This is a genomic window from Bacteroides sp. BFG-637, from assembly GCF_024793605.1.
Taxonomy (GTDB): Bacteria; Bacteroidota; Bacteroidia; order Bacteroidales; family Bacteroidaceae; genus Bacteroides; species Bacteroides vicugnae.
Genome location: NZ_JANUPD010000002.1, coordinates 4,608,302 through 4,631,703 on the forward strand (window position 1 = coordinate 4,608,302; position 23,402 = coordinate 4,631,703).

12 protein-coding genes and 1 pseudogene are annotated in these 23,402 nt (G+C 38.0%); 10 read left to right on the forward strand and 3 right to left on the reverse strand.

The features are described from left to right. Positions 1 to 13: 13 nt before the first annotated feature. The 3 genes and pseudogenes from NXX38_RS17950 to NXX38_RS17960 form a co-directional block, all read right to left on the reverse strand. Positions 14 to 1,564, reverse strand: coding sequence for a SusD/RagB family nutrient-binding outer membrane lipoprotein (locus NXX38_RS17950; protein ID WP_148366793.1), 1,551 nt, complete (start codon positions 1,562 to 1,564; stop codon positions 14 to 16). 17 nt (positions 1,565 to 1,581) lie between these two features. Beyond that, the gene (locus tag NXX38_RS17955) at positions 1,582 to 4,383 is read right to left on the reverse strand and encodes a SusC/RagA family TonB-linked outer membrane protein (protein ID WP_229128685.1); all 2,802 of its coding nucleotides are present in this window, start codon (positions 4,381 to 4,383) and stop codon (positions 1,582 to 1,584) included. A 761-nt stretch (positions 4,384 to 5,144) separates the two neighbouring features. After that, positions 5,145 to 6,379, reverse strand: a pseudogene (locus NXX38_RS17960) (phage integrase SAM-like domain-containing protein). A gap of 379 nt (positions 6,380 to 6,758) precedes the next feature. Between NXX38_RS17960 and NXX38_RS17965 the strand changes: the two are divergent. The 10 genes from NXX38_RS17965 to NXX38_RS18005 all read left to right on the forward strand — a co-directional run bounded on the left by NXX38_RS17965 (position 6,759) and on the right by NXX38_RS18005 (position 23,398). Continuing rightward, positions 6,759 to 10,061 carry a SusC/RagA family TonB-linked outer membrane protein gene (locus tag NXX38_RS17965; RefSeq protein ID WP_258980512.1) on the forward strand — a complete coding sequence of 1,101 codons (3,303 nt, stop codon included), beginning with the start codon at positions 6,759 to 6,761 and terminating at the stop codon, positions 10,059 to 10,061. A 22-nt stretch (positions 10,062 to 10,083) separates the two neighbouring features. Further along, the gene (locus NXX38_RS26800; RefSeq protein ID WP_309600939.1) at positions 10,084 to 10,890 is read left to right on the forward strand and encodes a SusD/RagB family nutrient-binding outer membrane lipoprotein; all 807 of its coding nucleotides are present in this window, start codon (positions 10,084 to 10,086) and stop codon (positions 10,888 to 10,890) included. Continuing rightward, positions 10,871 to 11,722 (forward strand): SusD/RagB family nutrient-binding outer membrane lipoprotein, encoded by an 852-nt coding sequence (locus tag NXX38_RS26805; protein ID WP_309600940.1) that lies wholly within the window; start codon positions 10,871 to 10,873, stop codon positions 11,720 to 11,722. The genes NXX38_RS26800 and NXX38_RS26805 overlap by 20 nt, the downstream gene beginning before the upstream one ends. 42 nt (positions 11,723 to 11,764) lie before the next feature. Beyond that, positions 11,765 to 12,895 carry an endo-beta-N-acetylglucosaminidase family protein gene (locus NXX38_RS17975; RefSeq protein WP_234132223.1) on the forward strand — a complete coding sequence of 377 codons (1,131 nt, stop codon included), beginning with the start codon at positions 11,765 to 11,767 and terminating at the stop codon, positions 12,893 to 12,895. A gap of 21 nt (positions 12,896 to 12,916) precedes the next feature. Beyond that, a complete protein-coding gene (locus NXX38_RS17980) occupies positions 12,917 to 14,098 on the forward strand; it encodes a DUF1735 and LamG domain-containing protein (RefSeq protein ID WP_234132224.1) in 1,182 nt (393 codons plus the stop codon). Positions 14,099 to 14,377: 279 nt separating this feature from the next. Next, positions 14,378 to 17,143: a SusC/RagA family TonB-linked outer membrane protein gene (locus tag NXX38_RS17985; RefSeq protein ID WP_254883847.1), complete on the forward strand. Its 2,766-nt coding sequence runs from the start codon at positions 14,378 to 14,380 to the stop codon at positions 17,141 to 17,143. A gap of 14 nt (positions 17,144 to 17,157) precedes the next feature. Then, a complete protein-coding gene (locus NXX38_RS17990; protein WP_148366789.1) occupies positions 17,158 to 18,729 on the forward strand; it encodes a SusD/RagB family nutrient-binding outer membrane lipoprotein in 1,572 nt (523 codons plus the stop codon). A 25-nt stretch (positions 18,730 to 18,754) separates the two neighbouring features. Then, complete coding sequence (locus NXX38_RS17995) at positions 18,755 to 19,891, forward strand: glycoside hydrolase family 18 (protein WP_148366788.1); 1,137 nt, start codon at positions 18,755 to 18,757, stop codon at positions 19,889 to 19,891. Between the two features lie 31 nt (positions 19,892 to 19,922). After that, positions 19,923 to 21,056 (forward strand): DUF1735 and LamG domain-containing protein, encoded by a 1,134-nt coding sequence (locus NXX38_RS18000; RefSeq protein ID WP_258980524.1) that lies wholly within the window; start codon positions 19,923 to 19,925, stop codon positions 21,054 to 21,056. Between the two features lie 158 nt (positions 21,057 to 21,214). Beyond that, a complete protein-coding gene (locus NXX38_RS18005; RefSeq protein WP_258980525.1) occupies positions 21,215 to 23,398 on the forward strand; it encodes a DUF4838 domain-containing protein in 2,184 nt (727 codons plus the stop codon). The last annotated feature ends 4 nt before the right edge of the window (positions 23,399 to 23,402 follow it).

Genomic DNA, 23,402 nt, shown 5'->3' on the forward strand with positions numbered 1-23,402 from the left:
TGCATTATATAAATTAGTTCTTCTTAGCCCACTTCAAGTCAGTAGCTTCATTATCAGCACCGTCAAGTTCTGCTACTCCCTGATCATAATTGGCTTTATTGTTTTGTGCCTCTGTATAAGGGAAGCTTAGACGACGCATACCGCGTTGGCTGCTCACACCACAATCAGATAAATTGTCAATGCAAGGATAAAGTTCCGGATAACCTGTACGACGATATTCAGCCCATGCTTCCAATCCTAATGGATAATTGGCGATCCATTTTTGAGTAATGACACGTTGGAAATTCTTTCCATTTACGTTATCAGCCTCGTTGTCATCCCACATCACACTTACTGTATTGGTAATTGTAGCAGTAGCATTTTGCACAGCATCACTTTCATGTGATACGACAGGAGCCTCGTCAATCTTCAAGTATTCAGTGGCTGAAACCTGATACTGTTCCATTGACAAATTAATGCCATCTTCATAATAGGCTTTTGCTGTTTTAGAACCGACATTCCAACCACGCAATTTTCCTTCTGCACGTAAAAAAGCCGTTTCTGCAGCACAGAAAACCATTAATTTAGAAGTTGCCGTATATGCAGGAATAGAGAATCCCGCTGCGTCTGCCTTTTTAAAATCAGCATCTCCAGTACGCATACCTACATATTCATCTGTTTTTCCGGTAAGGGTAGACTTATTAAAGAACTTCGGCATACGTGGATCGTCATATGCATTCATATAGTCTACAATATTTGCATTCACACGCAGATCACCCCAACTTACAGCTGCCAGTTGATATGGATTACTTTGTGTGCCACAAGAAAGCATAGCATTATCCGAGTTACTTTCAATCAATCCTGCCTTATGTGTTACTGCTGCTTCAGCTGCCTCTTGAGCAATGCTTGGCCATGTTCCGCTGATTCGCATTGCAACACGTAAACGCATTGAATTGGCTAGCTTAGCCCAGCCTGAATAATTTCCATCGAAAACCGGATCATTGGCTCCCAATGGGGCATTACCATTTGTTTCTACATAATAGTTGTACAAAACATCAGCTGCATTGGCTAAATCACTTAATATATTAGTATAGACCTGTTCCTGGGTATCATAAGATACATAGAAATTCCCCTTCTTTACTTGGCTGTAAGGCATCGGTCCATAACAATCTGCAACGCGAAGCATCGTTATGGCACGTATCATGCAGGCGAAAGCATAATAGTGTCCGGTAGAATTAGTTGCTTCCTGTATCTGGAAAAAGTTTCCGTATATTTTTTCAAACGGAGTGTTCCAAGGGGTGGCATTCCAGGCGTCACTCTGATTGAATGTGCTGAAGTTTGTACCACTCCATGTGTTAGAACAGCATAAATAGCCACCTAACTGTCCCACCATCTGATCCTGCATTTGAGAGTCATTCTGCTGAATATTCACAATTGTTTCAATCATAGACTTCATCAAAGTAGCAGGGTCTGCATCATGAATTTGATATTGATTCGTATTATACTCCTCAAATTTATCGGTACAGCTTCCTGCCAGTAACAATAGAGCGGCACCGACTGTGATATTTCTTAAATATTTTCTCATAACATTAGCTTTTTCTTTTAGAATTGAACTTTCACATTAAAACCGAAGTTACGCAAGCTGGGTTGCATAAAGTAGTCTACATTCATATAATAGTTACTGGAGGTAGAGGCAGACAATTCCGGGTCGAATGGAGCTTTACAGTAGATCATCCATAAATTACGTCCTACAACACCTAAAGTAATATTCGCCACATTTTTAAACCATCTTTTAGGAAGTGTATAATTTAAGCTCAATTCCTGCAAACGTACATTGGTTGCACTATATAGATAATAACGGCCATAGCCACCTTCACCCGTACCGATAGCTTGGTAATACTTTTGGGCATCAACTTTACCGTTATTAATAGGAATACCACCATTATCACGAGCTGTTGCAGATGATTCCGACACTCCATAATAATCTAAAATACCTTGAGTAGCCGAATAAGCTAATCCGCCTACACGGGCTGATAATACAATTCCCAAGTCGATTCCTTTGTAATTGAAATGATTGGTCCATCCGAGGTTGAAATCAGCATCCAGATTACCGACTTTTACCGGAGTGTTTGATGAAGTGATACCCAGATTACCATTCTGATCGACTTTTATATTACCGTTATTGTCTTTTGTCAGTTGGTTGTATACATAGATATCGGTCATGGAACCTCCTTCTGTCAGGATGACGCGGGGAGCTACATTCTCTTTACCTAACCAACCCACATTCATTTCATCCATTTGGATAGCTTCTCCTGTCACAGGATTCACGCTGCCGCTTGCCAGTCGTTTCACCTTGTTACGGTTTAAAGTGAAGGTAGCATTAGAAGACCATCCGAATCCTGCCCATTTATCACTGAATCCTAAAGCTAATTCAATACCCTGATTTTGCACGTTACCGGCCTGTACAATCGCTTGTTTATATCCGGAAGAAGAGGGGATATCCACCTTAAATGTTTGGTTTAATGTGTTAGAACGATAGTAAGTAGCGTCTAAATTAAACCGATTTCCCCAGAATTTCAAGTTCAAACCGATTTCCCAGGATTTAGTCTTTTCAGGTTTCATATTGTCCATCGGGTATACGGTCGGATTCGCCCAGTTATGTGTCTGGCTGTTGTATTCGTAACCCGGATTAGTAAGGAAACGATCAAAGGAAGAGGCTACCACTGTATACGAACCACGTATTTTAGCATAAGAAATCACCTCTGGTAGTTTAACCATTTCTGATAATAAAGCCGATAAACCGACTGACGGATAAAAGAAAGATTTCTGTTTGGAGAATGCAAGTTTTGAATCCCAGTCATTACGTCCGGTTACAGTTAAATACAGTTGATTTTTCCAACTTAATTCAGCACTGGCAAAAATACTTTGAATTTCATCTTCATATCCGGTAGGGTCCGGTTTATAGTTGGCGGAGAAATTAATATTGTTGATCTGGAAGAAGTTGGGAATAACCAGGTCGCCTGCAATATATAACTGATCCATTGAAGTATGATATATGGAAGCACCAACATTGGCTGTTAAATGAAAATCACCGAATGTTTTATCTATATTGGCCAGGAAATCGGCATATAAAGAACGTTCCTGACGCATAGCATCTTCAAAACCACCGCTTACACCACAGAATGTTGTTAATGTAGAAGCTGATTTTTCGTTTTTATTCCGGTAGTCGGAGTTGTCCAGATTGACACGACCGACAACATTGAGCCAATCTGTAGCCTGCCATTTCAAAGAAGCGTTCATCATATAACGTTTCTTGTTGGAAGTACGGTTGATACGATTTTGTATCCAATATGGATTTTGTAATGACAAACTTGCATCACCATAAGGCCAATATTGCTCCATATAGCCGTAGTTAGTATTATAACGTTCATACAAACGAATTTCGTCAAAGTTGTCTCCACGAGGGAATAGATACAGTGATGGGAGAGGGTTATAATACTGTCCTTGAGAAACCATGTTTTTGTTGTTCTGAACGATATATTGTGCACCGATATCCAGAGTAAGCTTATCATTTAGAAAATGGGTGGTATTACGTGCCGTAAAATTATAACGGTTATAGGAGTTGTTCGGAAGAATACCACCAGAGTTAGTTGTAGAAGCAGAAAGATAGGTCTGGTTTTTGGTATTTCCTGTAGATAATGCTACCGAATTGATAACATTGGATCCTGTTTCAAAAAAGTCAGATGGGTTATATCGACGGTTTGTCAATTCTCCCCAGCTGAATAATCCGGAACTTGTGCCATAACGGTTCTGCATATCCGGCATAATATATGCTTTAGAAAAGGTAGTACTGTTGGATACTGTTATGGTAGTTTTCTCTGTTTGGCCTTTTTTAGTAGTAATTAAAACAACACCGTTTGCCGCAGCAGAACCATATAATGCTGCCGCTGAAGGACCGGTCATCATACTGATACTAGCAATATCATCCGGGTTTAAGTCAGCAACGGCATCTGATCCTCCCATGTCTCCGAATAACCCTTCACCACCGCTTTTCCCTGTATTAAAAATAGGTACACCGTCAATCACGTACAATGCATTGTTATCTTTAGTCAGAGATTTCATTCCACGCATAACAACACGTGTGGCACCACCAGCACCGGTTGCACCACTATTAATCTGAACACCGGCAACCTTTCCTGATAGTGAATTCATAAAATTGGCATCTTTTACAGCTGTCAATTCATCACCTTTTACTTCCTGTACATTATAACTTAATGCCTTTGTTGCACGCTTGATACCCAATGCAGTAACAACAACTTCATCCAATACTTGCGTATCTTCTCCTAAAGTTACTTTCAGAGGTTGAGCATTGGCAAGCGTGATTGCTTGGGAGAAACTGTGCATTATTATGATTAGGGAATAAAATATATAACACCTTTATTATTTATCAATAAGTAATTGTTCAAAATTAAACAGCATTATGCATATGATTGCAGTGTCTTGTCTCTACAATTCATCACCACCAATAATATTTATTATCTTTCACCTTTCTTCCGGACTCCCGATAAACAGGACGTTTACGGGTGAAAGGCGATTCTTTCACCTTACTTGGAAATGAAATATGCTCATAGATTATTTTTTATTGGGATTTTTTTTAAACATTGGGATGATTGTAAAAAACATCACAGTGTTTTTTACAATTAACGCAATGATTTTAGAAAGTACTGTTACAACATTCTTTCGATATGAATGTAACGATGAAGAGTCCCCCTTCACCCATAAACGGCCTAGTCACCGGGTGTTCAGAAAAAGGTGAAGGGGATAGAAAAAAACATATATGTAGGAAAATCAAATATTGTTTTACCAATTCTCCAAAGCATAGCTTTAGCCTACCTAAAGCATAGCTTTTCGTTCCCTAAAGCTATGCTTCAAGTAAGTAAAATGTAGAACAGATACTTATAGACTTTATAAACATTATCATCATGCAAATGGCATATTTATAAAATTTGACGTAAAACTGTCTAATTGATATATAACATAATTTTCCTGTAATTAAAAATGAATATGAAAAGTCCATTTATCTCTTCTGTTTTTTCACAAATTGTTGTATTGAAAAACTAGAGAAAATAAAGAATGTACATACAATTTGCATGCACTATTCTAATTTAAATATTAAAGTCGGTAAGCAATTGAGCATTTCTTATTCTTTCTTCTTTCTCAAAATAGGCTAGATAGTTTTCTGTGACAGCTAAATTGGAGTGCCCCAAACTTTCTGAAATATAAGAAGTCTTAGCACCTGCACGTTTTAGAACTGTTGCAAATGAATGCCTAGCGGTGTAGGTTGTTAATTGAGAAATCCCTGTATTTTGAGCTATCTTTTTGAGTCTTCTATTGCATTTAGTAACAATACGCCTCACTAGCCTAACTCTTTCAAACGCATTTTCTGTTCCGTCAGCGTATTTAAAGATATATGTTTGTGGATTAATTCTAAGATTCCCCCATTTATGAATGATATTCCACATTTCCGGAGTTATTATTGCATGTATTTCTTTACTATGTTTAGCTGTCCTCGAAGTTTTAGAACGTACAAAGCATATCTCTCCATCTACAATATTTGAATACTGAAGAAATAGTAAATCCATGAAATTGATACCATTGCATAAATAAGAAAATACCCATAGATCTCGAAACTCTTCTATATCTTTTGTTCCATCTTGATAGGACATTATTTTTTTATATCAGCAAGAGTGAGTGCTAATTTACGTCCACAGCCTTCAGGAATCTCATATTTATTTTTTCCAAAAGGAAATGATGATTCTTTTAATATGCCATCTTGTATAGCACGATTTAGTATGCACTTTAAAGCTCTGAAATAAATACTAATGCTTGAATAGCTCTTACCTTTTGAAAGCCAGAAACGCTCACATCGTTTGAGCCAATCTACTGTAATTCTTTCTAAAGGAATATATGTTCCGCCAAAACTCTCTAAACTTTTTAGTGCACTCTGATAACTTAGATAAGTACTTGCCTGCTCATTGTCTTTTAGTTCTTTCATTTTCAGATTAAAAGCACTATGCAGGTTCATATCTTTCATTTGTCTTCCTAACCTAATACTTAAAGTCTCAATATTAAATTCACCCTTTTGTATTAGTTCATTAATGTGCTGTTTTACATTAGAAAAACTACTTTCTATATCACTTCGTATCTCTGTCAATAACCTGCTTTTCGCTTTTAGCAGTCGGTTCCAATCTTCTTTTGAAAGTTCCTTTCCTGTTGAGTAATACTTTTGTTTTCTTCTGAATACCACTTGAACTTTAATAGGAAACAACCCGCTCTTTTTCACTCTTCTGGTATCTAATATGGTTAATACAGAGACTCCATCTCTTGAATATTTGAACATAAAAATGAATGTTTATATCTATACATTAACTGAAATATACATGATTTGTATGCAAAATGTATGCAAATATAATAAATCAGCCTGATTTCAATAAGTGTATAAGATTCTATTTATCAAATATTTGAGTATTTATTTTTCAATTAGGAATTTGCTTCTATTATATTTTTTTCAAAAAAAAATCTTATCTTCGTTTAGTAAGGTTACAACATAGAATGTATTACTATTGAATAAGCGCTTATGGAATTTATTTTAAGTGTAACCTTTAAATTTATTAATTATGAGAAACAGAGATACATGAAACCTTTGTGTGAAAACGGTAATTTTAGTTACCGCCACTAATTAAACTCTCTAAAAACTATTTCTAATTAAAAAGAATAAGATGAAAGAAATTATAAAACACAAGTTCTCATACTTGTTATTCTTCCTTTTGTTGGCTTCGTGTTTTGCTTCAGTTTATGGGCAAGAACGAACGATCACTCTTAATCTATCAAAAGTACCCTTAAATACTGCTTTGAAAGAAGTTGAGAGACAAACCTCAATGTCAGTAGTCTATAACACAAATGATGTCGATATAAATCGCATCGTATCCATCAAGGTAACAAAAGAATCTCTGAATAATGTAATGAATCAGTTGTTCAGAGGAGTTAATGTCAGTTTTTCAATAGTAGATAATCATATTGTACTTTCTGCAAAGAGTAATAAAGAAGATCAGCAGAAAAAAACTCCAATTATGGCGAGTGGTACTGTTACCGATTCAAAAGGAGAACCATTGATCGGAGTTAGTATTCTGGTAAAAGGAACTTCAAATGGTACTATCACTGATATGGATGGAAATTTCAAAATACAGGCTGCCAAAGGTGATGTACTTGAAGTATCTTATATCGGTTATGCCTCCCAAGCAATCACGCTTGCCAATGCTCAACCTCTGAAAATCTCAATGGGTGAAGATACAAAAGTGCTGGACGAAGTAGTTGTTACAGCATTAGGTATCAAACGTTCCGAGAAAGCATTAAGCTATAATGTACAGCAAGTAAAAGGTGATGAACTGACAACAGTGAAAGACGCCAACTTTATGAATAGTTTGAATGGAAAAGTTGCTGGTGTAAACATCCAACGTAGTGCATCCGGTGTGGGTGGTGGTACTCGCGTTGTGATGCGCGGTAATAAATCCATTGCAGGTCAGAACAATGTACTATATGTAGTGGATGGTGTACCTATCGGAAATAAAGCTGATCGTTCGGGAGACGGTACAGGCTTTGTAGGAATGACCTCCGGTGAAGGTATAGCTAATTTCAATCCAGATGATATTGAAAGCTTATCTGTATTGACCGGGCCATCAGCTGCTGCGTTGTATGGTGCAAACGCAGCTAATGGTGTTATCTTAATCAATACAAAGAAAGGTGCACAAGGCGTTATGCGTTTGAATGTATCCTCTTCAGTAGAATTTGCCAATCCATTCGTAATGCCGGAATTTCAGAACACTTATGGAAATGTTTCGGGTAATTACTTTTCTTGGGGAGAAAAAATGGAGAATCCATATTCCTGGGAGCCTAGAGACTTCTATAATACAGGAGCTACTTTCAATAATTCGTTCAACCTTTCAATGGGAACAGAGAAAAATCAGACATATATTTCTGCTTCCGCAGTGAACTCTAATGGTATGGTTGAAAATAATAAATATCACCGTTATAATGTAACATTCCGCAATACTGCAAAATTCCTGAATGATAAGTTAACATTAGATGTATCTGCTAGCTATGTTCGCGAATACTACAATAACATGGTATCTTTTGGTACATACTTTAACCCTATCGTAGGAGCTTATCTATATCCGCGAGGTATGAACTTTGAAAGTGAAAAGTATTTCGAACGCTATGATAATGAATTGGGATATAATGCACAGAGTTGGCAACCAGGTAGTATGGGTATGGATGTACAGAATCCATATTGGATTGCCTACCGTAACTTGCGTCCTGAAGTTAAAGACCGCTACATGTTGTATTCGAGCTTGAAATATGATATAACAAGTTTTTTGAATGTTGCAGGTCGTCTCCGTATGGATAATACATATTCCGAATCAGAAGACAGACGCTATGCATCTACTACCAGTACTTTTGCCGGAGAAAATGGCCGTTATAAATACTCAAATGAATTTTACAAACAGAAATATGCAGATATCATGATAAACTTTGACAAACAGTTTGCCCAAGTTTATCATGCTACAGTGAATGCGGGTGTATCTTTCGAAGAATATGATACCAAAGGACATGGATATGGTGGAGACTTATTATTGGTACCCAACAAATTCACTTATGGAAATGTAAATCCATCTGTAGCCAGTCCTTTTGAAACAGGAGGTGATTCTCGTACGCAAAACTTTGCAACTTTCGCATCCGCAGAACTTGCATGGAATTCAGCCTTGTATTTAACATTAACTGGGCGTGCAGATAAACCATCGCAATTGGTTAATAGTAAAGAGCAATGGATTTTCTATCCATCAGTAGGTCTTTCTGCTATTGTTACCGAGCTTTTGCCTGATAATATTCGTGAAAGTATCAATCCTGTATTAGGTTATTTCAAAGTTAGAGGCTCATTTACAGAAGTAGGTTCTCCGATTCCATTTACAGGTCTGACACCAGGAACGATTACTCATAAACTAGAAAATGGTACTGTATCTCCTTTCGAATACTATCCTTTGAGTGATTTGAAAGCTGAACGTACTCGTTCGTACGAATTAGGAATCGATACCAGATGGTTTAACAATACAATTACTTTGGGTGTGACAGTATATCATTCTAATACTTACAATCAGTTATTGAAAGCTGATATGCCAGGAAGCAGTGGATATAAATATATGTATGTTCAAGCTGGTAATGTACAGAATAGAGGTATTGAGATGACATTAGGCTATGATCAGACATTCGGTGAATTTAATTATAATACTACTTTCACAGCTACTGCCAACAGAAACAAAATTAAGAAGTTAGCTTCTAATGTAAAGAACCCTGTTAATGGCGAATTGCTGGATTTAAGTGATATTCAACTGGGACGCTTCCGTCTCCGTGAAGGAGGTGAAGTGGGTGCGTTATATGCCGACCGCCGAGTTGAAAGGAATGAAGAAGGATATGTTCTCTACAATCCAGGACAGACCTTGGCTACAGAAAAGACTACACCGTTTAAGATCGGGTCAGTCAATCCTAAATGGAACTTAGGCTGGAGACATGGATTCAACTATAAGGGTATTAATGCTAATGTCATGTTTACTGCAAGAATCGGTGGTAACGTAATCTCAAAGACCCAAGCCACCTTAGACCGTTTTGGTGTATCTAAAGCATCAGCTAATGCTCGCGACGCAGGTTATGTAATGCTAGGTAATATAAAGATGCAACCGGAAGATTATTATGGGACTATTTATGACTTAGACTCATATTATGTATATTCTGCAACAAACGTTCGTCTACAAGAAGCTAGTATCGGTTATACCCTACCTAACAAGTGGTTCGGTGATGTAGTGAAGAACGTAAATATTTCCGTGTATGGTACTAACTTATGGATGATCTATAATAAGGCTCCTTATGATCCTGAATTAACAGCATCTACAGGTACATTTGGTCAAGGCTATGACTATTTTATGCTGCCTAGCAGTCGTACGTATGGTTTTAGTTTGAAATTTGGATTCTAATTATTTATTAATAATTGAAATTATGAAATTTAAGAAATACTTATTAGTGGTCTTTTCGCTAGGCTTATTAACAGCTTGCGAGGATTATATAGATATCAATAAAAGTACTACTGGTGTAACAGACGAAGAACTGGAAGCAGGTGGATTAATCTACGGAACTCAGTTGATGGAAATGCAGCAACGTGTTATTCCCATCGGTTCGCCAAGTAAAACAACTGATCCGGGTAATGATCTGGCAGTTACAGATGTGATGTCATCAGCCCAATATATCGGCTTTTTTGGCATGAATAATAACTGGAAACTAAGTACAGAAGCTACATGGGATTTTGCTGACAATCGAATGAGTTATGCATACGAACAACTTTATATGAAAGTATATCAGCCTTGGGTGCAAATATATCAAAAGATTGGAAATAGCGAAGAACCAGAGAAACAAGAAATTATGGCAATATTTAATGTCGTAAGAGTTGCTGGTTGGTTAAGAGCTACCGACTGTTTTGGCCCTATTGTATATTCTAACGCAGGAAATGGTGACATCGCTCCAATGTTGGATAAGCAGGAAGACGTATATAAAGCTATGTTGAAAGATTTAGCTACTTGTGCTGATATTCTGAACAAATCGACTTCTAAGATTATGCCGAAGTACGATTTGATTTATGACGGAGATCCAATTAAATGGACTAAATTGGCCAACTCATTAATGTTGAGAATGGCAGTTCGTACTCACTTTGTCAACAAAGATTTAGCTGTAGAATATATTCAGAAAGCGTTGAATCCGAGGAATGGAGGCGTGATTGAAAGTAAAACAGATGGAAGCAAAAATTGGTAATACAAGTAAATTCCCATTATTAAACTCTTTAATCGCAACAATCGATTACAAAGAAAACCGCATGGGTGCCACAGCTTGGTCTTACTTAACAGGTTATAACGATCCCCGAATAGACAAATATTACACAAAGGGTACATACAACAAGGTTAGTGGATACTATTGTATTGCTCCCGGTAATACCTTAGGCAAGGCCGAAGGCGACAATACCGCAGAGTTCGCTTCTTGCCCGAAAGTAGAAAACGCAGATCCTTTATACTGGTTCAGAGCTTCCGAAACTTTCTTTTTGAAGGCCGAAGCTGCATTGTATGGTTTAACTGAAGGAAATGTGAAAGACTTATATGAGGCAGGAGTAAGACTGTCTATGGATGAATGGGGCATTGCAGAAGCAGCAGCCACTACCTATTTAAACAATAGTGCACAACCTGCAACACTAAATTCGCCAAGTAACTATTACTATGCTGGTGGCAAATCCTATAATTCTGATATTACTGCAGGAAATATAACTCCTAAATGGGATGATGCAGCTTCAGAGGAAACGAAACTGCAACGGATTATCACACAGAAATATCTGGCTCTTTATCCTAATGGGGTAGAAGCTTGGACAGAGTATCGTCGGACTGGATTTCCTTATTTGGCTAGTGTATTTGATAATACTCTGTACAATAAGATAGGTGCGACAGAGAAAACCAGAGCTCCAGAACGTTTCAGTTTTGCAGCAAAAGAATATAGTGGTAATCCCAATATGTCTTCCATCACTACATTGTTGAATGGTCCGGATAAAGGTGGTACTAAACTTTGGTGGGTACGTACTAACAGACCTGTCCAAAATTAATCAATCAATTGTTTTAATAATCAATAAACAACAATTAATAGTATGAATTTACGTAATTATATATACATCGGTATTGCAGTCCTTGGCTTTACAGCATGTTCTGACTGGACAGACACCGAACGTGAAGTGTTTCCAGAACAAGAGGAAATAAATCGTTTTATTCCTCTTATTGATGCTCAAAGCGAAGCGGATTTGATGCCTTCGCAACGCGAATATTACCGCCAACTTAGAGAATACCGTACGACTCCTCATGTAAAAGGGTTTGGTTGGTTTGGTAATTGGACAGGAAAAGGTACAAATGCCCAAAATTATTTGAAGATGTTACCCGATAGTGTAGATTTTGTATCTCTTTGGGGAACAAGAGGAAGACTATCTGATGAACAAAAAAATGATTTAAAGTTCTTCCAGGAAGTGAAAGGAGGAAAGGCTTTATTATGCTGGATTATTCAAGACTTGGGAGATCAGTTGACTCCTCAAGGATTGACAGCTACAGAATATTGGGTAACTGATAAAGGAAAAGGCAATTTTCAAGAGGGAGTTAAAGCGTATGCAAATGCCATTTGTGATAGTATTGAAAAATTTAATCTGGATGGTTTTGACATAGACTATGAACCAGGATATGGTCATCGTGGTACTTTAGCAACTTCTCAGACAATTAGCCCTACTGGCAATAATAATATGCAGATTTTTATTGAGACACTAAGCGCTCGTTTACGTCCTGCTGGAAGAATGTTGGTTATGGATGGTCAGCCGGATCTTTTGTCTACAGAAACATCCAAATTGATAGACCATTATATTTACCAGTGTTATTGGGAAAGAAATACGAGCACTGTAATTAATAAAATCAATAAACCTAATTTGGATGATTGGGAGCGCAAAACAATTATCACGGTTGAATTTGAGCAGTGTTGGAGATGCGGAGGTATTGATCCCGGGAATAATGCTGCTAATTGGAGCGCAAATCAAAGATATACTTCGGTTAGAACGGAGTTCAATGGAAAAAATGGAACACAAATATTTGATTATGCAACACTTAATCTTCCAAGTGGTAAACGAATAGGTGGCATTGGTACGTTCCATATGGAATATGACTTTGCTAACGAACCCTCTTATAAATGGCTTAGAACCGCTCTTTATTACGGTAACCAAGTATATCCGGGTACATTTGAATAAACATTTTAATCAGAAAGAAAAATGAAAAAAATAGTTATGACTCTGTTTGGTACGTTGCTTCTAGCAGGTTGCCAGAACGAATTGTATACAGATACTCAAAAAGATTTCGGAAGTGATCAAGGTGCGTATATAGCTGCTGATGGTCCCATTCAGATTTTTGTAGAAGAGGGTAAGGAATATTTTATCAAAGATATAAAAGTAGGCTTAGCTGTAAAAGAGAATAAAGCATGTGAAGTTCCTTTGAAAGTTGGTGATCAGGCACAGCTTGATGAATATAATAGAAAGAATGGTACATCCTATTTGATGTTACCGTCTGAAATGTATGAAATACCTTCAGTGATGACTTTTAAGCCGAATTTGGCTATGCAGTCTATTCCTGTTTCATTGAAAGACCTAAAATTTTCTTTGAAAGGAGACTATGCATTACCAATTCGTTTGTCTAAAGGCTCTGTCACTCTTGTTCCAAATGAAGAGGAAGCTTTAATCATTTTAGAAAAACGTACACGTACCAAAGCACTTCTTATGAATAATGCCGGAAGTGAAAGTGGTGATATGTTTCCACAAGACTTTAAAGTTAAGCAGTGGACTATGGAGGTTATGATTAAACGGTCTGCATATAATGCAAATAATAAATCCATTGGGGGAACAAAAGTGGCACCTAACTCTAGTCCTCTTGATGAAATATTTACTCGTTTTGGAGATGTGACGATTAATCCTAATCAGTTGCAAATAAAAACAGGCGCATCACAAATTGATGTACCATCAAGTAAATTTGCAGCTAAAGCAAATGAATGGTATATGCTTACATTTGTTTATGATGGCAAAATGACCTTAGTATACGTAAATGGTGACTTAGTGGCATCACGTGAAATTAGAATCGGAGAATATGGGCTGACAGGTTTCTGGTTGGGAGGTTCTAATGAATTTGTACGTGAAGTCCGTTTCTGGGATATTGCCCGTACCGCACAACAAATAAAAGGATATACATGGAAGATGGTAAATCCGGACGAACAAGGATTACTACTTTACTATCCATGTAATGGACAAAAACGCGATCACGAGACAGGTGTTATCAGTGACGATGCAACTAAAATATGGAACTGGGCTACTTACTATAATGGAGACAAGAGTAAGCTAGACCTTCCAATGGTTGGAAAGTTTGATGACAACAATGGTGAAATGTATGTATTCCCTGCTGAATAATAGATGGAGTATCTAAAAAAAATAATTGATTAAAAAATCGGTTATTTGTAAATAAGAGTCCGGCATTTTGCCGGACTCTTATCGTTTTATCCAACTTTACACGACCTGATAGAATGTAAATATTTGCGTTTGACAATAATCGTGCATTCCAATTAATATAATTTTTTTTTTGAGACAGCAGAGAAATCGCCGCAGTAGTAATATTGTATCATTTTTTTATGGTAGATATTTATATTTCACAGTTTCTCCCAAGCAATCACGCTTGCCAATGCTCAACCTCTGAAAGTAACTTTAGGAGAAGATACGCAAGTATTGGATGAAGTTGTTGTTACTGCATTGGGTATCAAGCGCTCGGAGAAAGCTTTGACGTATAATGTACAACAGGTGAAAGGGGATGAACTTACAACTGTAAAAAGTACAAACTTTATGGGAGCACTGGCTGGTAAGGCAGCGGGAGTGCAGATTAATTCTAGTGCTTCAGGTCCTGGTGGTGGTGTAAAGGTGGTAATGCGAGGCGCTAAATCTATCACGCAAAACAATAATGCACTCTATGTGATTGATGGTATTCCAATGTACAATCGCGCTTCTTCTGGTGGTGATGGAGCGATGGCAACGCAACCGGGCAGTGAATCAATAGCTGACATTAATCCGGATGATATTGAAAGTATGTCATTGCTGACAGGACCTTCTGCAGCTGCATTATATGGATATGAAGGGGCTAATGGAGTTGTTTTAATTACTACTAAGAAAGGGCGTGCTGACAAGACAACTGTGACTTATAGTAATAATACTACATTCAGCGATCCTATGATGATGCCAAAGTTTCAGAATACTTATGGTAATATGACGGGGGAAGTGATGAGCTGGGGATTGGAAACGGATAAGAGATACGATCCTGCAAAGTTCTTTAACACAGGAAGTAATGTATCTAATACACTTTCTCTTTCCACTGGCAATGATAAGAGTCAAAGTTATATCTCTGTAGCTACAACTAATGCAGCAGGCATTATGCCTAATAATGACTACGATAGATATAATTTCTCATTTCGTAATACTACCAATTTTCTGAATAATAAGTTTATTTTGGATACAAGTGCCAACTATATTATTCAAAACGATAAGAATATGGTATCTCAAGGACAGTATTTCAACCCGCTTACTTCTTTGTATTTGTTTCCACGTGGCGAAGACTTTTCTGATGTAACTGTATATGAACGTTATGATGATTTATCGGGGGTAAATACACAGTATTGGCCATATGGTGATTTAGGAGGTGTTTCATCTCAGAATCCTTATTGGATTATGAATCGCATGAACCGTGAGAATGATAGAAGACGTTATAAGTTGGCTGCCAGCCTACAATATAACATCATTGATGGGTTAAATGTGCAAGGACGTGTGAGCATTGATAATACCGAAAGTAAATATACAGAAAAATTCCACGCTGGTACAGTTGGTAACTTTGCTGGTTCGAAAGGGCGATATAAAGAAGAAAACCGTCTGGACAGACAAGTTTATGCGGATGTATTGGCGAACTTCAACAAAACATTCAATGAGTTTAATGTAACAGCCAATTTGGGTGCTTCTATTAAAGATCTCCGTATGGAATTGACTTCTTTACATGGAGACTTGAATAATGTGACTAACCATTTTACTATCGAAAATCTGACACGCAGCGGTTATTATAAAGTAAATGCTGATGGTTTAAAGCGTCAGACTCAATCAGTTTTTGCCAATGCGGAAATTGGATGGAGAAGTTTTCTCTACTTAAGTCTTACCGGACGTGCTGACTGGGATTCTTCTCTAGCTCTTTCAGAAAGAGGAAATAAACCATTCTTCTATCCTTCTATTGGTATTTCAAGTATTTTGAGTGAAGTTATTGATTTGCCCGAATGGTTTTCATTCTTGAAAGCGCGTTTCTCTTTCACTTCTGTGGGTAATGCCTATGATCCATATTTAACAAAGGTGCGTTATACGTATGACGACCAACTAGATCAATACAAAGCAGAATCCCTGTATCCGAACTCTGATTTGAAACCTGAAATTACCAAATCTTATGAGGCGGGATTGAATATGCGTTTCTTCAAAAATACATTGAATTTTGATATTACCTATTACAACTCTGATACGCGTAACCAAACGTTTGCTGCACCTCTTCCGGCAAGTTCTGGTTATACAGCTGTCAACATCCAGGCAGGTAGTGTACAGAATCAGGGTATAGAGATGGCTTTGGGATACAAAAATGAATGGCGTGATTTTGGTTGGTCCAGTAATTTTACTTTTACTTATAATAAAAATAAAATCAAAAGGCTGGCAGATGGTGTAACTAATAGAATAACAGGTGAACCGATTGAAATGCCTTATGTAGACAAAGCTAGATTAGGAGGATCAACTTCACCGGTAGTACGTCTGACAGAGGGTGGTTCTATGGGAGACTTGTATATCAACCGTGACTTCAAACGCGATAATAATGGTTATATTTATTTGGATGCCAAGACTGGTTTGCCGAGTATGGTGGAGACTGAATATCGGAAAATTGGTTCATTGCTTCCAAAAGTTAATTTAGGATGGAGAAATTCATTTACTTATAAAGGTATACGTCTGAATGTATTGTTAAGTGGACGTTTTGGTGGTTTGGTTGTGTCTAATACACAAGCGTTTCTTGACCGTTGTGGCGTTTCCGAATATAGCGCGCAACTTCGTCAGGCTGGAGGTGTAATGATCAACAACAGAAATGTGTCTGCTAAAGATTATTTGGGTATAGTAGCGGCTGGTACTGGTGAAGGTGACCATTATGTGTACGAAGCAACCAATATCCGTTTGCAGGAGGTTAGTCTTGAATATACACTTCCTAAAAAATGGTTATATAACATTGCTGATGTGACATTAGGTTTAATTGGAAACAACCTCGCTATGATATATTGCAAGGCACCGTTCGATCCTGAATTGGTTGCGTCATCTACCAGCACTTTCTATACTGGTGTGGATTATTTCATGCAGCCTAGCTTAAGAAACATGGGATTTAGTATAAAAGTACAATTCTAATAAAGCAACGAATAATGAAAAAAATCAAGATAATCAAGACTGTAAGCGTGGCAGCTTTTACTACTACTCTGCTATTCGCTTCGTGTACGGGAAACTTTGATGAATTAAATACACATCCAACGGACGTGTATCCAGAGGATATGACTCCGACAGAGCGGGTAGGTACGTTGTTTGTGTCTATGACTCGTTTATTGAATGCCTGCCAGGAAAATAACAGTCAGCACACCGAACAAATGGTGGGACAGTATGGCGGGTATTTCGCGACAACTGCTCCTTGGAATGGCACTAATTTCGGAACATTCAATCCTAGTGCCGACTGGGTAGATGTTCCTTACAAAGATATGTTTACGGAATTTTATCCAAATTTTCAGACAATAAAAGAATCTACCGGGGGTACCGGGTATATTTATGCGTGGGCATCTATTCTTCGGGTAGGCGTTATGCTTCGTGTTGCCGATATTTATGGTCCTATTCCTTATTCTGAAATGGGAAAAGGAGAATTTCAGGTGGCATACGATGATTTGAAAACACTCTATCATAATATGTTTGATGATTTGACACGTAGTATTAATGTGCTTTCGGCTTTTGTTCAAGAAAATGAAGGAAAAGAAGTGCCTGTTGCCGAATATGATATCATATATAATGGTGATTTTAGCAAATGGATCAAATATGCTAATTCTTTGAAACTTCGCATGGCTGTGCGTATTGCCTCTAATACTGAAGATACGGAATATGCTAAACAAATGATGGCGGAAGCGATTAACGGGGGAGTAATAGAATCTAATGAGGATAATGCCTTTTTCCCCTCTATGCCATATAATCCGTTCTGGATCGCTTCTGATTGGGGTGACTTAGCTATCAATGCGACACTTTCCGCATACATGAATGGATATAATGATCCGCGTATTAGCAAATATATGAATACCTCGACTTCATATAGAGAGTATCGTGGTGTACGTATGGGCATTAAAGATACAAGTAAAAGTGTTGAAGGTAGTGCCGCAAGGTATTCCAAACCAGCTGTTACAGAAGCTTCTCCTATGCCGGTTTTCTATGCGGCAGAAACATATTTCTTGAAAGCGGAAGCAGCTTTACAGGGATGGATTGCAGGTGGAGCAGCAGCGGCTAAGAGTTACTATGAACAGGGCATTCAGGTTTCAATGAATCAACATGGTGTAGAGATTGGTGATTACCTTTCAAGCACAGTTGTTCCTCAAGGGTATACAGATCGATGGAATTCTCAAAACAATATTTCATTTACTGATGTACCTACTGTTGCGTGGGAAAACGGAAGTAATAAGCTCCAGAAGATTATTACTCAAAAATGGATTGCCAACTATCCATTGGGAATTGAAGCTTGGTGTGATTATCGTCGTACCGGCTATCCTGAGCTGTTCACTGCACGTGACAATCTAAGCTCTGTTGGCTATATAGGTGACATTGATAGTAAACGTATGGTTCGCCGTTTGCCATATCCTACAACAGAAAAATCCAGTAATTCTGCTAATGTATCGGCAGCTATTGCAACGATGTTAGGTGGTCCGGACACTGGAGCTACGGATTTGTGGTGGGCAAAAAAGAACTAATTTTTAACCTGATAAAATATAGAATATGAATATAAAGCATATAAAGAATGCATTAGGATTTGCATTTGCCGCAACATTCTTCGTTGGATGTACGGATGTGGAATCTATTAATGATGTTGATTTGAATCAAACCGTCAAGACTGATGAATATTTTGCTGCTTTGCGTAAATGGAAAGAGACACCGGGCCTTCCACAAGTGTTTGTATGGTTCGACAATTGGACGGGAACTTCTCCTACCGGTGAAAATAGCTTGAGAGGTTTGCCTGATTCCGTCACCATTGCTTCCAACTGGGGGGGACATCCGAAATTTGAATTGACTCCGGAACGAAAGGCTGATATGGAATATGTGCAAAAAGTGAAAGGTACAAAGGTGGTCGTTACTTTATTTTCTCAAAACATTGGCGATGACCTTCCGGATAAAGAAATTTATCACGAAGCCGGAACTAGCAGTGATCCGGAAAAAGTAAGACCTGCAATTAAAGCCTATGCCGAAGATCTTTACAGAGCTTGTCTCGAATGTGGATATGATGGCTATGATTGGGACTATGAACCGGGTGGTGGAATGGGAGTAGGTCCGCTTTGGTCAAATAAAGTACAGAGAACCATCTTTGTAGAGGAACTCTCTTATTGGTTTGGACATGGTGCTATGGATCCTAATCGCGATCGTGGAGACCGTCCTATGCCAGAGAAACGTCTCCTTTTCTTAATTGACGGTGAGGTCGGAATCCGAACCGGTATGGATAAAGAATGGCTTTCATATTATGTAGACTATTTTGTATTGCAGGCTTATGGTGGAATGGCAGATTACAGAATGACGGGAGTGTTACGTGATATGGATGATTGGATACAGCAAGGGATCATCACTCCGGATGAAATTGTCCGCAGAACCATAGCAACCGAAAATTTTGAATCCTATGCCAATTCTGGAGGAGGATTCCTCGGTATGTCAAATTACGTATATAAAAGTACTTATACTGTTAATGGAAAACCTTATGAGATAGATCAATTGATTGGCGGATGTGGTCTTTATAGGGTAGGATTTGACTATGCACAGGGTAAGGGTGATTATGATGGCTCACCGGAATATTACTTCTTACGCCAGGGAATTACGAATATATACAGAAATTTCTATGATCGCATGAATGCGGTTAGTGAGGAATAATGATTAAATGAATTTTATAAGAATGAAAATTATGAAATATATCTATTTATCAAGTCTTATGATTGTATTGTCAGCATTCTTTCTTACAGGATGTGAGAATGCAGAATACAAGGTACAGGCAAATAGTCTTTACATAACAGATGCAGCTGGTACAGACATTGCCACTACTGTTACTATGGATGACGGTGCAGACATTAACGTTGTCGTGCGTTTGGCCCAAAAAGTTGAGGAAGACGTAGAAGTGGAAATTCAGTTCTCTCCTGAATTATTGGCCGAGTACAATGAAACCAGCGGTACAGAATATGAAGTGTTGCCCGAAAATATGCTTCCGAAGAATGCTACAGTGACGATTCCGGCAGGTGAAATTAGTGCCAGTTATCGACTTCATGTAGATGATTTTGTGACTAATGGTATCACTTATGCCATTCCTCTCACATTAGGAAATGTTCTAAAAGGTGATATTCCAAAATCAAAAGTTCAGAGTAGATTCATTTATGTATTGGCAAAACCTTTGAATGTTTCTGTTCCAGTATTACGTGGTAATGCCGGAAATGTAACAACATTGCCTGAAACAGATTGGGGTATTACGGTGGATGCATGGACATTGGAAGCTTGGGTACGTATGGATGGTTATAGTATAAATAACCAAGCTATTTTCACATCCGGCAGTAATGATCATGAAATTTATATCCGTTTTGGGGATGCTAATAGACCATACAATTATCTACAGATAAAGTCCTTGGGAGGACAGAAACAAACAGCTAGTGATTTGGAGGTAAATACTTGGTATCATTGGGCTTTCGTTTATAATGGAACAACACTTACTATTTATAGAAATGGAAAACAAGATACATTCTTTGACCCTCCTGCACCAAAAGGTGGAAACGTTCGTTTTGATTTTATGAAAATAGTTGATAGTGGTAGCTATTTCCGTAATAATTGTGCTATGAGCCAGGTTCGTCTGTGGAAAGTAGCGCGTACAGAATCGGAGATCGTGAACAATATGTATTTTGAGGTAAATCCTAAGAATCCGAATTTGATAGCTCTTTGGCCAATGGATGAAGGAGATGGCACTTCCTTTAGAGATGCAACAGGCAACGGACATGATGCAACTTCTAATGGTGCTCTTCAAAAGTGGGAACATAATATCAGATTTGATAAATAGAATGTACTAGGTAAATAATTTATATAAAAGAGAAGGATGTGTCCAGTTTAGGGCATATCCTTTTTTTTATATGTTAAAGTATTCATAAATTATTAGAACTTTATTCTTCTGAACTGTATTTATAATAAATACTCGTATAAACTTAATTTCTAACAAACATGAAACATTGGTTATTATCTGTTTTGCTGATGGTATGTAGTACTGTTTCAGCACAAATAACACTAGTAAAAGATGGCAAGAGTAATGCTCGTATCATTGTGCAGGACAAAATGCCAAATAGTAAGACATCAGCGGAGCTCTTACAACATTTTCTCTATCATATTTCGAAAAGCAGGCTTCCTATTGAATATGATAAAACGCCTCGAAAAGGAGATATACTGATTGGCGGTCAAACTCCTCAAACAGTGACGGAAGATGGTTTCTCTATTTCTACTCAAAATGGTATTTTAAGGATATCAGGAAAAGAAAAAGGAGTTGTATATGGAGTTGTCACTTTGTTGGAACAATATCTGGGAGTCGATTATTGGGGAGAGAATGAATATTCTTTTACTCCTCAAAAGACGGTGACCTTGCCCTTGATTAATAAAGTCGAAAACCCGGCCTTTCGTTATCGTCAGACACAATGTTATGCCATCCGTACAGATTCTATTTATAAGTGGTGGAATCGTTTAGAGGAACCCAATGAAGTGTTTGCTGCCGGTTATTGGGTACATACATTTGACAAGCTTCTGCCTTCATCTGTTTATGGGAAAGAACATCCGGAGTATTATTCTTATTTTAAAGGAAAACGTCATCCGGGAAAAGCCAGTCAGTGGTGTTTGAGTAATCCGGAAGTTTTTGAGATTGTAGCTCAACGTGTTGACTCTATTTTCAAAGCTAATCCCGATAAACATATCATGTCCGTTAGTCAGAATGATGGTAATTATACGAATTGCACCTGTGATGATTGTAAGGCAATTGATGATTATGAAGGGGCACTATCGGGAAGTGTGATTACTTTTCTGAATAAGTTGGCAGCTCGTTTTCCGGATAAGGAGTTTTCTACATTGGCTTATCTGTATACGATGAATCCACCGAAGCATGTGAAGCCTTTGCCGAATGTGAATATTATGTTGTGTGATATTGACTGCGATCGTGAGGTAACCTTGACAGAGAATGCTTCGGGAAAGGAATTTGTGAAAGCCATGGAGGGATGGTCTAAAATAACCAATAATATTTTCGTATGGGATTATGGTATTAATTTTGATAATTATCTGGCCCCTTTTCCTAACTTCCATATTTTACAGGATAATATCCGTCTTTTCAAGAAGAATCATGCCACTATGCATTTCTCTCAAATAGCAGGGAGCAGGGGAGGAGATTTTGCCGAACTTCGTGCCTATTTAGTTTCAAAGTTAATGTGGAATCCCGAAGCTAATGTAGATTCTTTGATGCAACATTTCCTACATGGATATTATGGTGAAGCTGCGCCACATCTTTATCAATACATAAAGCTTATGGAAGGTGCATTAATAGGTAGCGGACAGAGATTATGGATTTATGATTCTCCTGTATCACATAAATATGGCATGTTGAAGCCTGCTTTGATGCGTCGTTATAATCATTTATTTGATTTGGCCGAAAAGGCTGTCGCAACAGAGCCGGATTTCTTGAAGCGAGTTCAACGGGCGCGTCTGCCAATTCAGTATTCAGAACTGGAGATCGCACGGACAGAGACTGAAAAAGACCTGGTAGATATAAATAAGAAGTTGGATCTTTTTGAGGAACGTGTGAAAGAGTTTCAAGTCCCGACCTTAAATGAGCGTTCCAATTCACCGATAGACTACTGTAAATTGTATCGGGAACGTTACATGCCACAAAAGGAGAATAGTCTGGCTTTGGGAGCAAAGGTTACTTATATAACTCCCCCTACCGGAAAATATGCAGCGTTAGGAAAGACTGCATTGGTTGACGGTTTGTTTGGTGGAGCAACCTTTGTTGATAGTTGGATTGGTTGGGAAGGAACGGATGGTGCATTTGTTATAGATTTAGGTGAAACGAAAGAAATACATAGTGTGGAAACGGATTTTCTTCATCAAATAGGGGCATGGATTCTTTTCCCTTTAAAGGTGGTTTATTCGTATACTGATGACGGTGAGCATTATACACATTGGAAAACGATTGATTTGCCGGAAGAGCGTACGGGGGAGGTGAAATTCCGTGGAGTCAAGGTAGAGTCAGTTGAACCGGTAAAAGCTCGTTATGTAAAAGTAGAAGTTACCGGGACGAAAGAATGCCCGACTTGGCATTACGGTGTAGGACATCCTTCGTGGTTCTTTATAGACGAAGTGATAATAAAATAAAAAA

Coding starts and splice junctions, on each gene's coding strand:
- NXX38_RS26800 (WP_309600939.1), top strand. CDS start 10,084: ATGAAATTTAAGAAATACTTATTAGTGGTCTTTTCGCTAGGCTTATTA.
- NXX38_RS26805 (WP_309600940.1), top strand. CDS start 10,871: ATGGAAGCAAAAATTGGTAATACAAGTAAATTCCCATTATTAAACTCT.
- NXX38_RS17995 (WP_148366788.1), top strand. CDS start 18,755: ATGAATATAAAGCATATAAAGAATGCATTAGGATTTGCATTTGCCGCA.
- NXX38_RS18000 (WP_258980524.1), top strand. CDS start 19,923: ATGAAATATATCTATTTATCAAGTCTTATGATTGTATTGTCAGCATTC.
- NXX38_RS17975 (WP_234132223.1), top strand. CDS start 11,765: ATGAATTTACGTAATTATATATACATCGGTATTGCAGTCCTTGGCTTT.
- NXX38_RS17980 (WP_234132224.1), top strand. CDS start 12,917: ATGAAAAAAATAGTTATGACTCTGTTTGGTACGTTGCTTCTAGCAGGT.
- NXX38_RS18005 (WP_258980525.1), top strand. CDS start 21,215: ATGAAACATTGGTTATTATCTGTTTTGCTGATGGTATGTAGTACTGTT.
- NXX38_RS17990 (WP_148366789.1), top strand. CDS start 17,158: ATGAAAAAAATCAAGATAATCAAGACTGTAAGCGTGGCAGCTTTTACT.
- NXX38_RS17965 (WP_258980512.1), top strand. CDS start 6,759: ATGAAAGAAATTATAAAACACAAGTTCTCATACTTGTTATTCTTCCTT.
- NXX38_RS17950 (WP_148366793.1), bottom strand. CDS start 1,564: ATGAGAAAATATTTAAGAAATATCACAGTCGGTGCCGCTCTATTGTTA.
- NXX38_RS17955 (WP_229128685.1), bottom strand. CDS start 4,383: ATGCACAGTTTCTCCCAAGCAATCACGCTTGCCAATGCTCAACCTCTG.